14 protein-coding genes are annotated in these 12,658 nt (G+C 66.5%); 8 read left to right on the forward strand and 6 right to left on the reverse strand.

All coding sequences use genetic code 11. The features are described 5' to 3' along the window. Positions 1 to 469 precede the first annotated feature (469 nt). From CA833_RS02820 to grxD, 7 genes are all read left to right on the forward strand, one after another. On the forward strand, positions 470 to 856 hold the full coding sequence (locus tag CA833_RS02820; RefSeq protein WP_207079180.1) for a hypothetical protein: 387 nt from the start codon (positions 470 to 472) through the stop codon (positions 854 to 856). 112 nt (positions 857 to 968) lie between these two features. Beyond that, positions 969 to 2,402 (forward strand): 3-isopropylmalate dehydratase large subunit, encoded by a 1,434-nt coding sequence (gene leuC, locus CA833_RS02825; RefSeq protein ID WP_207079181.1) that lies wholly within the window; start codon positions 969 to 971, stop codon positions 2,400 to 2,402. Positions 2,403 to 2,409: 7 nt separating this feature from the next. Beyond that, positions 2,410 to 2,571 carry a hypothetical protein gene (locus CA833_RS02830; protein WP_185928683.1) on the forward strand — a complete coding sequence of 54 codons (162 nt, stop codon included), beginning with the start codon at positions 2,410 to 2,412 and terminating at the stop codon, positions 2,569 to 2,571. Beyond that, positions 2,571 to 3,173, forward strand: coding sequence for a 3-isopropylmalate dehydratase small subunit (gene leuD / locus CA833_RS02835; protein ID WP_207079182.1), 603 nt, complete (start codon positions 2,571 to 2,573; stop codon positions 3,171 to 3,173). Before CA833_RS02830 ends, leuD begins: the two co-directional genes overlap by 1 nt. 208 nt (positions 3,174 to 3,381) lie before the next feature. Beyond that, positions 3,382 to 3,699 carry a DUF1476 domain-containing protein gene (locus CA833_RS02840; protein WP_142632368.1) on the forward strand — a complete coding sequence of 106 codons (318 nt, stop codon included), beginning with the start codon at positions 3,382 to 3,384 and terminating at the stop codon, positions 3,697 to 3,699. Between the two features lie 12 nt (positions 3,700 to 3,711). Then, positions 3,712 to 3,945 (forward strand): BolA/IbaG family iron-sulfur metabolism protein, encoded by a 234-nt coding sequence (locus CA833_RS02845; RefSeq protein ID WP_142632367.1) that lies wholly within the window; start codon positions 3,712 to 3,714, stop codon positions 3,943 to 3,945. Positions 3,946 to 3,974: 29 nt separating this feature from the next. Then, positions 3,975 to 4,304, forward strand: a complete 330-nt coding sequence (gene grxD, locus CA833_RS02850; RefSeq protein WP_207079183.1) for a Grx4 family monothiol glutaredoxin — start codon at positions 3,975 to 3,977, stop codon at positions 4,302 to 4,304. A gap of 286 nt (positions 4,305 to 4,590) precedes the next feature. Here the strand turns inward: grxD and CA833_RS02855 are convergent, their stop codons facing one another. Then, on the reverse strand, positions 4,591 to 4,887 hold the full coding sequence (locus CA833_RS02855; protein ID WP_207080170.1) for a hypothetical protein: 297 nt from the start codon (positions 4,885 to 4,887) through the stop codon (positions 4,591 to 4,593). Here CA833_RS02855 and CA833_RS02860 point away from each other — a divergent pair. Further along, positions 4,862 to 5,623 carry an NUDIX domain-containing protein gene (locus tag CA833_RS02860; protein ID WP_207079917.1) on the forward strand — a complete coding sequence of 254 codons (762 nt, stop codon included), beginning with the start codon at positions 4,862 to 4,864 and terminating at the stop codon, positions 5,621 to 5,623. The genes CA833_RS02855 and CA833_RS02860 overlap by 26 nt on opposite strands. On the opposite strand, the gene CA833_RS02865 is transcribed toward CA833_RS02860, so the two are convergent. The 5 genes from CA833_RS02865 to CA833_RS02885 all read right to left on the reverse strand — a co-directional run bounded on the left by CA833_RS02865 (position 5,620) and on the right by CA833_RS02885 (position 12,643). Next, positions 5,620 to 6,879, reverse strand: a complete 1,260-nt coding sequence (locus CA833_RS02865) for an MFS transporter (protein WP_142632365.1) — start codon at positions 6,877 to 6,879, stop codon at positions 5,620 to 5,622. The two genes, CA833_RS02860 and CA833_RS02865, sit on opposite strands and share 4 nt — an antisense overlap. A 200-nt stretch (positions 6,880 to 7,079) precedes the next feature. Next, positions 7,080 to 7,400 (reverse strand): PilZ domain-containing protein, encoded by a 321-nt coding sequence (locus tag CA833_RS02870; RefSeq protein WP_142632364.1) that lies wholly within the window; start codon positions 7,398 to 7,400, stop codon positions 7,080 to 7,082. A gap of 144 nt (positions 7,401 to 7,544) precedes the next feature. Further along, on the reverse strand, positions 7,545 to 8,552 hold the full coding sequence (locus CA833_RS02875; RefSeq protein WP_207079184.1) for a bile acid:sodium symporter family protein: 1,008 nt from the start codon (positions 8,550 to 8,552) through the stop codon (positions 7,545 to 7,547). Between the two features lie 201 nt (positions 8,553 to 8,753). Then, positions 8,754 to 10,835, reverse strand: coding sequence for a glycoside hydrolase family 97 protein (locus CA833_RS02880; protein WP_207079185.1), 2,082 nt, complete (start codon positions 10,833 to 10,835; stop codon positions 8,754 to 8,756). 203 nt (positions 10,836 to 11,038) lie between these two features. Beyond that, positions 11,039 to 12,643: an alpha-amylase family glycosyl hydrolase gene (locus tag CA833_RS02885; protein WP_207079186.1), complete on the reverse strand. Its 1,605-nt coding sequence runs from the start codon at positions 12,641 to 12,643 to the stop codon at positions 11,039 to 11,041. Between the last annotated feature and the right edge of the window lie 15 nt (positions 12,644 to 12,658).

The raw sequence follows: 12,658 nt of genomic DNA on the forward strand, positions 1-12,658 counted from the left end.
GCCCTTGAAAGTCTTTGGGAGAGGATGCCTGAAAGGCGAGTTCTTTTTGCGTCAGACCGCGCCGAACCGCAAATGACTAGGTGGAACCGCCAGTTGCACGGAACGCAACAAGATTGCGCGCAGCGCATGCAACTCCCCTTCCGGGTCGGCAATGGTTGCGTCTTGCGCACCTCAAGTTGCACGAACAGCAACCAAGCCCGGCAAGCGCTCTCGAATTGGCGGAAAGTCGGGAGAATCAGGAATGCAGAGGCGGCCGTGTCGGCTCGGTGGCGAAACACGTCCGCGCCTGCATTCCTTCTGTTTTCAGGCACCCTCTCCCTCGGGTCGCAAGTGTTTCATAACGCAGCGCCCTTGCGACACTAAGTTACAAATGCCGACAGGACTGTGACCGATTGGTCGCCTCCCGTTCATCTTCGCACTCCTAAAACTGAACTCACGAACCAAGACACGAAGATGGAAGGAAAATTCGATGCGCAAGATTGCCCGCCTGATCGCCCCCGCCCTGGTCGCCACCCTGGCCTTCTCGGCCGTCGCGCCGGGCATTGCCGAGGCCGCCCCGCGCTATGACGCGCCGCGCCAGCAGGCCGCCCATGTCACCCCCAAGCGCGAAGCGGCGATCCGCGCCGACATCTCGGGCCTCAGGGTGCGGATCGACCGCGCCGCCACCCGCCGCACCATCAGCCAGCGCGAGGCCGCAAGCCTGCGCCGTGAAGCCGCCGACATCCAGCGTCTCCACACCGCCTATGCCCGCGGCGGCCTCAATGCCCGCGAGATGCAGACGCTCGAGCGCCGGATCGACAAGGTCCACGTCGCCCTGCGCGGCGAACGCGGCGATCGCAACGGCCACAGGGGGTAATGGGGCCCGCCGATAAGGGCTCCCTTTGACCACCCTGCAAATAAAGTTGCGCGAAAAGGCGCGCCGATCCCCCTTGAATTGCGGGACAGGCGCGCCTAATCGCGCATCCATCATGACCAAACAGCCGCGCACCCTCTACCAGAAGATCTGGGACGCCCACGTCATCGACACGCGCGATGACGGCACCAGCCTCATCTACATCGACCGGCACCTCGTCCACGAGGTCACCAGCCCGCAGGCCTTCGAAAGCCTTCGTGTCGCCGGACGCCCGGTGCGCCGCCCCGACCTTACGCTTGCGGTGCCGGACCACAACCTGCCCACCACCGCCCGCAAGGATGCGGCAGGCCATATCCTGCCGATCACCGACCCCGAAGGTGCCCAGCAGCTGGCCGCGCTGCAGAAGAACGCGCCCGAATTCGGCATCCGCTACATCGATTCGACCGATGCCGAACAGGGCATCGTCCACGTCGTCGGCCCCGAACAGGGCTTCTCGCTGCCCGGCGCCACGATCGTCTGCGGTGACAGCCACACGGCCTGCCACGGCGGCCTCGGCGCCCTCGCCTTCGGCATCGGCACCAGCGAGGTGGAGCACGTGCTCGCCACGCAGACCCTGCTGCTCAAGCGCTCGAAAACCATGGAAGTGCGCGTCGAGGGCAAGCTCGGCGCCGGCGTCACCTCCAAGGACGTTGTCCTCCACGTGATCGGCGTGATCGGCACGGCCGGCGGCACCGGCCACGTGATCGAGTTCTGCGGCAATGTCTTCGAGGAAATGACCGTCGAAGGCCGCCTGACCGTGTGCAACATGGCCATCGAGGGCGGCGCCCGCGCCGGCCTGATCGCGCCGGACGAGACGACTTTCGCCTACGTCAAGGGCCGCCCCTACGCCCCCGTGGGCGAGGACTGGGACAAGGCCCTGGCCTGGTGGCGGAGCCTCGCCACCGATGAAGGCGCGACCTACGACAAGTCCGTCAAGATTCGCGCCGAGGACATCCAGCCTACCGTCACCTGGGGCACCAGCCCCGAGGATACCTCGGCCATCGGCGGCAGCGTGCCGGCGCCGGAAGACTTCGCCGATGCCTCCAAGCGCGAGGCGGTCAAGGTCAGCCTCGACTACATGGGCCTGACGCCGGGTACGAAGCTGACCGACGTGGAAGTGCAGAACGTCTTCATCGGCTCGTGCACCAACAGCCGCATCGAGGACATCCGCGCCGCGGCCGAAGTGCTCAAGGGCCGCCACAAGGCCGACAACGTCAAGTGGGCGATCGTTGTCCCCGGTTCGGGCCTCGTGAAAGCGCAGGCGGAAGCCGAAGGGCTCGACAAGATCATCATCGACGCCGGCCTCGAATGGCGCGAGCCGGGCTGCTCGGCCTGCCTCGCGATGAACCCCGACAAGGTTCCCGCGGGCGAGCGCTGCGCCTCCACCAGCAACCGCAACTTCACCGGCCGCCAGGGCCCTGGCAGCCGCACCCACCTGATGAGCCCCGCCATGGCCGCCGCCGCCGCGGTGACCGGCAAGCTCACCGACGTCCGCGAACTGATGGGATGATCACGAGATGACCGAAGAAACCAAGGATCTGGCCGGCAAGGCCGCCATCGCTGCCGGTGCCGCCATCGGTTCGGCCGCCATTGCCGCGGCCCTGCTCTTCGTGAAGCGCCGCAAGGCCCGCAGCAACGAAAAGGCGCTGCACCCCGAAAAAGCCACCGAGACCGATTGATGGACGCGATTTCCCACGTCGCCGGGCGGGCCATCCCGTTCGGCCGCAAGAACGTCGATACCGACGTTGTCATCCCCGCCCACTGGCTCAAGACGATCACCCGCGAAGGCCTTGGCAAGGGCGCCTTCGAGGCGGTCAAGAAGGAGCCCGGCAACGTCTTCACCGATCCCGAATATGCGGGCGCCCCGATCCTGATCGCGGGTGACAACTTCGGCTGCGGATCGAGCCGCGAGCACGCCGCCTGGGCGCTGCTCGACATGGGCGTCTCCTGCGTGATCGCGCCGAGCTTCTCGGACATCTTCTCGGGCAATGCCTTCAAGAACGGCATCCTCACCGTGGCGCTGCCGCAGGACGCGATCGACCGCCTGATGGAAGTCGCGCGCGAGCATCCGATCGACGTCGACCTCGAAACCCAGTCGGTGACGACGCCGTTCCAGGACCGCTGGACCTTCGAGATCGATGCCTTCCGCAAGCACTGCCTGCTCGAAGGGCTCGACGAGATCGGCCTGACCATGGCGCAGGGCGATGCGATCTCGGTCTACGAGGCCAAGGCCAAGACGGATCTGCCGTTCCTCGCCAGGACGCCCGCAACCGCGGCCTGACGGGTTTCTGCCCGCAGCGCCCGGCAATCGGATAGCGGCCCGCTCTCCCACCGGAGAGCGGGCCGCTATCGTTTTCGGCAGCAGCCCTGCCATGCTTTTGCGATTCATTCTGTGAAACGGGATTGAACAGGATCAATCCCCGCCCTATCGGCACGTGCTAATCCGTGCGGCCCAGTGTATGGACACTTGTATTGACAGAGGGTGCAAGATGACGACTTTCCAGGATCGTGAACGGGCTGAGGAGGCCAAGTTCGTGCATGACGCCGATATCCAGTTCCGCATCCAGGCCCGCCGCAACCGCCTCCTGGGCGAATGGGCGGCCGAGCGCATGGGACTTTCCCACGCCGAAACCGAAGCTTATGCAAAAGCCGTGGTCCAGGCCGACTTCGAGGAAGCCGGCGACGAGGACGTGATCCGCAAGCTCATCGGCGACATCACCGCCGCCGGCGTGGACACCAGCGAAGCCGAAGTGCGCAGCGCGCTCGAGGCCAAGCAGGTCGAAGCCCGCCGCGCTTTCCTGGGCTGAGGATCTCCGACGATGGCCATGTCCGCCCCCGAGATCGAGGCTCTCATCCGTGAGGCCCTGCCCGACGCCCAGGTCGAGATCACCGATCTTGCCGGCGACGGCGACCATTACGCCGCCCGCGTGACCAGTGCCGCCTTTGCCGGAAAACCGCGCGTCGCGCAGCACAAAATGGTCTACGAAGCACTGGGCGGCCGCATGGGCGGCGTCCTCCACGCCTTGCAACTTACCACCGCCGTTCCCAACTGACGTCGGTCCGTTTCTGAAGGTTTCGAAAAATGTCCGACGTCAACGCCCGCATCGGCGAGATTGTAAACAATAACGACATCGTCCTGTTCATGAAGGGCACGCCGCTGTTCCCGCAGTGCGGTTTCTCCAGCCGCGCGGTCGCCATTCTCGAGCGCCTCGGCGCCCCTTACGAGAGCGTCGACGTGCTGCAGGACATGGAAATCCGCCAGGGCATCAAGTCCTTCTCGGACTGGCCGACGATCCCGCAGCTTTACGTGAAGGGCGAATTCGTCGGCGGCAGCGACATCATGATGGAGATGTTCGAGGCCGGCGAGCTGTCGCAGCTCTTCATCGACGCGGGTCTCGCCACCCAGGGCTGAGAACCGGCCACGACAAAACGCAAGACGCCCGGAGGGAAACCTCCGGGCGTTTTTGCATGCGCGCCGCAAGCCTCCTTGCACGCGCACGGCATCGCTTCGCCGCGCTGCGAGAGCAGGAATTCCGGTGATTTCGGGGGAGGCAGCTCGGGGAGACGGGGCCGGGAGACTTTCGGCCCCGTCTCAGTCGAGACATACTCGGGGTACGCAGCTATATAAGCACAAGTCGTGCCAAATTCCAAATATCCCGGAATTCCGCCATTCGTATGATTCGCAAGGCAACGAATCGTCAATGATTGTAAAGAGAACCGACAATTGGCGCCGATGCGCTGCGATCCGGCGGCGATCCGGCGCCGGTCCGGCCTGCCGCCCCGGCGACGAATTGCCGGTTTGCCGCCTTTGCCGACAATTCGGCTTGCCACCCCGCCCGGCCCCGCCATGATCGGGCGATGACCACGACACCGCCGAACGCTTCGTCCACAAGCGGCCCACACCCGAGTTCGCCCCTGAGCGCGCCCCAGAGCGCGCGCCCGAGCGACCAGCCCCCGAGCGACCAGCCGATGCCCGCCGATGGCCCGAGGGTCATTCCCGCCGCCACCCTGGTGATTTTCCGGGCCGCCGTCGCTGGCCCGCCGGAATTGCTGATGGTCCAGCGCGCCAAGGAAATGCGTTTCGCGGGCGGCGCGGCGGTGTTCCCGGGCGGCCGGGTGGACGCGGCCGACCGCGAACTGGCCCGCATGATCCTGCCCGGCGAGGCCGAGGAAATCGCCGCCGCCCGCATCGCCGCCATTCGCGAGACGCTGGAAGAGACCGGCCTGATGGTCGCCACGACAACGCCGGTTTCCGCCGCCGAGGCTGCCGGGGCACGGGCGATGCTGCTGGAACAGGGCAGCCTGGCGCCGGTGCTCAAGCACTTCGGCTGGCATCTCGCCCCCCAGCGCCTGGCGCTCTACGCGCATTGGTGCCCGCCATGGGAAGGCGCGTTCGACACCCGCTTCTTCGTGATCGACCTTGGCACCGGCGCCGTCGAGATCGAGGTGGATGCCACCGAGAACACCCGCCTGTTCTGGATCAGCGCCGCCGAGGCCCTCGCCATGGCGGATCGCGGCGAGATCTCGGTGATCTTCCCGACCCGCCGCAATCTCGAACGCCTCGCCCGCTTTGCCAGCCACGAGGAGGCGCTGGAAGACATCGCCCGCCACCCGGTCCGCCGCATCCATCCGCGCATCGAGATCCGCGACGGCGCCGAATGGCTGACGATCCCGGCCGACCTCGGCTATCCGGTGGACGGACAGCCCAGAGCGACCGCGCAGCGCGGTTAGGCGGGCGCTGCGGCCGCCGTATCAGGGCGCGCCAGGCGCCCTCCGGCAGCATACAGGCCCAGCAGCATGGCCACGACAAAAAAGCCCGCCATCGCCATGATCGCGCCGTCGTAGCTCCGTGTCAGCGAGAAGACCTTGGCCGAACCGATCACCGAAACCGCGATGAACGGCAGGCCGATCAGCGTGTTGAGGCCAAAACCACGGCTGTAGCTGGCTTGCCCGAAGGCATCGGAAAGCCCGCGCCCCAGCCCCGGGATCGCCCCTGCCCCGTGCAGGCCGATCAGGCCGATGACCACGCCAGTCAGCGCAAAAGGCGGGTGCAGCAGCAGCACGGACCAGAGCACCGCGCAATTGCAGCCGATGAGCGCCAGCGCGCGTCCCCCGCCCAGCCGGTCCGCCACCCAGCCGAACAGCACCGAACCGGCGATGCCGACCAGCGACATGCCCGATTGCAGCAATGCCGATTCCCCGCGGGAAAAGCCCCAGGACTGGCCCATCGGCACCAGCAGCGAGCCGAGCATGACCGAACTGGCCATGCTGGCGACGGCCGCCAGGCACAGTGCCCAGAAGCGCGGGCGCGACAGCAGTTGGGCGACGCTCAGCGAGCCGTCCGACGTGCGCTTGCCCGCCGCGACCGGTGCCTTGCTCTCGCCGCCGGGAGGATGGTCGATCGCCAGCAGGCTGGCCGGCACCAGGATCCCGGCAATGGCGGCAGCGATGCCGAGATAGATCGTCGTCGGCGTGAACACGCGCAGGCCCCGCTCCACCAGCCAGGGCGTGATCGCGATGACGACCGGCAGATGGACAAGCCCCAGCGCCAGCCCCCGGTTGCGGGCGAACCAGCGCGTCACCAGCGTGGCCGGGGCGATCGAGCCGGCAAGGATCATCGCCGGGCCCAGCAGCAGCGCATAGGCGGCCAGATAGAGCGCATAGCTATGCGTCAGCGCCAGCATGGCAAAACCCGCCGCGCCCAGCAGCGCGCCCAGCAGCATCAGCAGGCGCAGCGAGAACCGCGCGACCAGCACGCCGACGAACGGCGCCAGCAGCGAGGAGCCGACCAGCACCAGCGGAATACCGGCGGCGGCGGCTTCCGCGCTGACGCCCAGCCTCTGCTCGGCCGGGGCCAGCATGATGCTGAACGCGCCCATGATCGTGCCGATCACCAGGTTATGCGAAATGCCCGCAATGACGCCCATCCGCCGTGCCAGCGGATGGTTCGGGGCCTCGTGAACGGCCGCATCGGCATCAGGTGCCATGTCTCTCTCCCGACTCGCCGGCCCGTGGCCGGATGCTTTGTCTGGGAAAGCAGCCTAGGCACTGCGGCCCGGCGGGCGAGACACTTCGCCCCGGCCGCGCGCAAATACCGCCGCGGCGAAGCAGCCTGGATTGCGCCTGGGAAAGGTGCGAGCGGGCCGGTGCTGCAAAATCCGCGTTTGGCGAATTTTCACACGGACTCTCAGCCCGGCACGACCGTGGTCACCCCATGGAGCCGGACCAGATGGTCGACCACCGGCTGGTAGATCTCGCGGTCGAACTCGACCCCGGCATAATCACCCTCGACCCAGCGCACCACGCCGGTCAGCCCTTCCAGCCCTTGCGGGCGGATGACCACGCGGGCACCAACGCGGAAATAGAGCCCCGATACCCGCACGCAGCAACCGCTGGCGGAAATGTCGGAAATTTCGCCGCGATCGCGCAGGCCGCTTTGCGTGCGGCACTGCGCAGTCAGCGAAACAGCACGGCGCGATGCCTGCCTGGGGGATGAAGAGCGGGCCATAGCCGCATTGTACCGAGACAGGGTTTACATTTTGTTAATCGCAAGAAAAGACCCTGGAATTTACTCAGAACACCGCACAATATATTGGCGAAAAAGCAAAATTCCCGCCCCAACATTACTTCAAGCTTACTTTCAGAGCCAGGATCAAGGCGCTTTGGCAAGTTCCGCGCGGGCGGGGGCCGCCGCTTGCGCCTCGGCCTGCGCGGCCAGCCGGCGGGCCAGCACCGCGCAGACCATCAGCTGGATCTGGTGGAAGAACATCAGCGGCAGGATGATCGCGCCCACTTGCGCCGGCGCGAACAGCACGCCTGCCAGCGGCACCCCGGTGGCGAGGCTCTTTTTCGAGCCGCAGAACAGGATGACGATGCGGTCCTCGTGGTTGAAGCCGAGCAGGCGCCCCATGACATTGCCCGCCACCATGATGACCGCCAGGATGCCCAGCGACAGCGCCGCGATCAGGCCAAGCTCGGCCAGCGCCACCTTGTGCCACAGCCCTTCCAGCACCGCGGCGCCAAAGGCGGTATAGACCACCAGCAGGATCGAGCCCCGGTCGGTGTAGCCCAGCAGTTTCTTGTGACGGCTGACGAAACCGCCGATCCACGGGCGCAGCAAGTGTCCGGCGATGAACGGCAGCAGCAACTGGACGGCGATGGTGATGATCGGATCGGTCGAGAAGCCCTGGGTCTTGCCGGTGATGAACAGCGCCGTCAGCACCGGGGTGATGAAGATGCCCGCCAGGTTGGAGAACGAGGCGCTGCACACCGCCGCCGCCACGTTGCCCCCGGCTATCGCGGTAAAGGCGATGGAGGACTGCACGGTCGAGGGCAGCAGGGTCAGGAACAGCAGGCCCATCGCCAGCGAGGGTTCCAGCCCCGGAATGGCGCTGACGCCGAGGCCGACAATGGGGAATAGCACAAAGGTCAGGCAGGCGACCGTCAGGTGCAGCTTCCATGCCTTGGCGCCGTCGATGATCGCCTCGCGCGAGAGCTTGGCGCCGTGGAGGAAGAACAGCAGCGCGATGCCCGCATCCGCCGCGCCTCCGGCGATCCCCGCCCAGGCGCCGCGCGCCGGGAAGATCGAGGCGAGCCCCACGGTCGAGACCAGCAGCAGCAGATAGGGATCGATGTTCAGGCGGGCGAGAAGACGGTTCATGCCCGCCTGTCTAAGCACAACCGGCGCGCGGCAAAAGCCCCCGCCTGCAATCGCCCCTATCCGTCAAGATCGCGGCGATCCGCATGGAAAATCCCCGCACCGCTGCCCGCGCCTCCGAGATTCTGCCCAGAAAACGCCCGAATGGGCATCTTCTGGGCAGCACCGCCCCCCACCGCGTTGATCTGCGGGCGCCGGGCCCGTCTACTTCCCCGGCACCAGCCGCATCGCCGCGCCGCCGCCCGGGGCCAGCCAGAGCGTGTAGGTGTCGCCCTTCTTCACGCTGCGCGTTTCGTAGGCGATCTTGTGGCGGGCCTCGGTGAGATAGGTCGCGCCCTCCCCGTCCTTCCAGATCGTCGCCTTGTAGGTCTTGCCGGGTTCAAGGAAGTCGAACGAGAGCGTGACAGTGCGGGCCGCCGCGTCGTTGACGCCGCCGACGAACCATTCGGGGCTGTTGCGGTCCTTGCGCGCAAAGATCGCATAGTCGCCCACTTCACCGGCGATCAGGTGGCTTTCGGCCCAGTCGGTGGGGACATGGCTGATGAACTCCATCTCGCGCGGATACTTGTCGAGGTTCTCCACGAAGTCCGCCGCCATCTGGATCGGCGAATAGATCGCGAGATAGAGCCCGAGCTGCTTGGCGAGCGTGGAGGCCAGCGGATCGTGATGCGCGCCTTCAAGGCTCAGCACGCCGGGCGTGAAGTCCATCGGGCCGGAGAGCATCCGCGTATAGACCAGCGTCGGCTCATGGTCCGGCCCATTGGCGAAGGCACCCCAGGCGTTGTACTCCATGCCCCGCGCGCCTTCGCGGCTGACCCAGTTGGGATAAGTACGGCGCAGGCCGGTATCCTTGACCGGTTCATGCGCGTCGATGGCGATGTGGTGCTGCGCGGCCAGCTTCACCACGTCCAGATGGTGGTTCACCTGACGCTGGCCATCATGCCATTCCATATGCGTTTCGCCCGGCTTTTCGCCGTAATGCCAGGTATCGGCAATGATGCCGCCACCATCCGCGACGTAGCCGGTCTTCACCGAAGTGACGCCCAGCTTCTCGTAGAGCGCGAAGCCCGCGTCCATCTGCTTTTCGTAGATGGCGATATTGCCGCCGGTCTCGTGGTGGCCGATCAGCACCACGCCTTTCTTCCGGGCATAGTCGGTCACTGCCTTGATATCGAAGTCCGGCGTCGCCTCGGTGAAGCTGAAATCGCCGTGACCGAACCAGTCGCCGTCCCAGCCCTTGTTCCAGCCCTCGATCAGCACGCCGCCGAAATTGTGGCGCGCGGCATAGTCGATATACTGCTTGGCACGCGCGGTGGTGGCGCCGTGCTGCGGGCCGGTCGCCCAAGTCCAGTCGCCGCGGATCATGCCCCACCAGATGCCGATATAGCGCATCGGCCTGACCCAGCTGACATCGCCCAGCTTGTTGGGTTCGTTGAGGTTGAGTTCCAGATCGTTCTCGACAAGGCCGGCCGCATTGTCGGCAATACGGATCGTGCGCCAGGGCGTGTTGAACGGCAGATCGCGCACCACCCGCGCACCGCGTGACGAGGGCGAGAGCGTGGTGCGGAAGGTCTGCCCATCGGCCCGCTTGAACCAGTACCCGGCATAATCGACCAGCGCCGCTTCGTGGAACGACAAGTGAGTGCCGTCCTCCAGCTTCATGGTGATCGGCGTATGCGCGGTGGAAACGGCGTCGATCGCGGTCTTCTGGTAGACCTGCTCGTAGCGGTTCCACTCGCCGCCGGGGATCCACCATGCCTCGCCCTTGGGCACGATGGCGAACTCGGTGGTCTCGTCGGCGATCTTCATCGTCTTCATCGCCGGCTGCTCGGGAAGTTCGTAGCGGAAACCCACGCCGTTATCGAACAGGCGGAAATGCACGTCCATCAACCGGCTGCCTTGCGCGGCGGACTGGCGGAAGTGGACGGTCACCTCGTTATAGTGATCGCGCACATAGCGGCGCTCACCCCAGGGCTGCTGCCAGGTATCGTCCTCACTGCCGGTCTCGCTGCCGGAGATGGCGAAGCCGCGCACCATGTTGACCCCGTCGGTCAGCACGAAGCCCAGCTTGCTCGGCGCGATCAGCAGCTTGCCCTTGCGCGACAGCGACCAGGTGGGGCGGCTGTCGTTGTCGGTGCTGACGGTGAGCACGATGGAGCCATCGGGCGAGGCGGCGGTGACGCTGGGGTGCGCCTCCTGCGCATGCACGGCAAGCGGCGTGAGAGCGGCGGCGAGGATGCCGGCTCCAAGAACGCTGGCGGGGGCCAGCAGGCGGAAAGGCTTCATGCCCGATCTCCTTTTGAAACGTGTACGGATGCGGACCGACCAGCCCGCTCAAAAAAATCCCGTCATCCCCGCGAAGGCGGGGATCCCGCTTTCCTTGCGGCCAAACGGGAGGTCGCAGAAGGAAGCGGGGCCCCCGCCTGCGCGGGGGCGACGATGGTGGGTAGTCATGGCCCGATCCCGATCGCCGACCGTTCCGGGCAAGGTCATTCCTCGATCCAGATCGCGGCCCATGCGGGGAGCAGCCCTGGCGCCGCCTCGTTGACGGCGGCGAGCACTTTGCCCGCTATCGGCACATCCTGCGGCCAGGCCGCATCACGCTCGCCGATGTTGAACACGGCCAGCACCGAGCGCCCCTCCGCCGCGCGGCGCAGCACCAGCCGCGTCTCGTCGGCCAGCAGCACCTCGCACGTGCCCCGCCGCAGCGCCGCATCGTCTCGGCGCAAGTGGATCAGGCGGCGCGTCAGGTGCAGCAGCGAGGCAGGATCGGCCTCCTGCCGGTCGATGGCGCGGGCCAGGTTTGCTTCGGAAAGCGGCAGCCACGGGTGGCCACTGGTGAAGCCGCCATGCTCGTCCTGCGCCTGCCACGGCAGCGGTGTGCGCACGCCGTCGCGCGAGAGGGTGAGCGGCCAGTTGGCGATGGCCTCGGGGTCCTGAAGCAGTTCGAACGGCACCTCGTCCTGCTCCAGACCGAGTTCCTCGCCCTGATAGACGATCGGGTTGCCCCTGAGCGACAGCAGCAGCATCGCCTTCATCCGCGCAAAGGCGTCGCGGTGCTCCGGTGCACACCAGCGCGAGACGGCGCGCGGGGCGTCGTGGTTTTCGAAAGCCCAGCTGGGCCAGCCGCCGTCCGTATTTGGGCCCGGTTCATCAGCCCAGAATTCCTGCGTGGCGGCGACGCGCGCGGGGGTCAGGCTCTCGGCATAGAGGAAGTCGAAGCCATAGGCGCTGTTCAGCCGCGCGGGGCCCTCAGTGAAGGCCTTCATCTCCACCCCGGCATTGAGCCCGCCGACTTCGGCCAGCGAATAAGTATCGGGATAAGAGGCGATCAGCGCCTGCAGCCGCTCGATGAAGGCCAGGAGATCCGGGTGCGACTGGTTGTAGCGCTGGATCTGGAAGTCGTAGGGCCGCGTGCGCAGCTTGCCATCCTGCGGCGCGGGCGGATTGTCGCGCAGCAGCGGGTCGTGCATCGCGTGGTTGAGCGCATCGATGCGGAAGCCCGAAACGCCCCGGTCCAGCCAGAACTTCGCGACGCCCAGCAGCGCGTCCTGCACCTCCGGGCTGTGGCAATTGAGCTGCGGCTGCTCGGCCAGGAAGTTGTGCATGTAATACTGCCCGCGCCGCGCATCCCAGCGCCATGCGGGGCCGCCGAAGATCGACTGCCAGTTGTTGGGCGGCGTGCCGTCCGCCTTGGGATCGGCCCAGACGTACCAGTCCGCGCGCGGGTTATCGCGGCTGGAGCGGCTCTCCACGAACCAGGCGTGCTTGTCGGAGGTATGGGCATAGACCTGATCGACGATGATCTTCAGCCCCAGTTCGCGGGCCCGCGCGATCACCGCGTCGAAATCGGCCAGCGTGCCGAAGATCGGATCGACAGCGCAGTAATCGGAGATGTCATAGCCGAAATCGGCCATCGGCGAGGCATAGAAGGGCGAGATCCACACCGCCTCCACGCCGAGGCTGGCGACATGGTCCAGCCGGGCGGCGATGCCGGGCAAGTCGCCGATGCCGTCGCCATTGGCGTCCGCGAAGCTGCGGGGATAGATCTGGTAGATGGCGGCGCCGCGCCACCACGGGGCTGTCTGGGTCATGGTCGTTTCCGGGGG

The organism is Novosphingobium sp. KA1 (assembly GCF_017309955.1).
Classification (GTDB): Bacteria; Pseudomonadota; Alphaproteobacteria; order Sphingomonadales; family Sphingomonadaceae; genus Novosphingobium.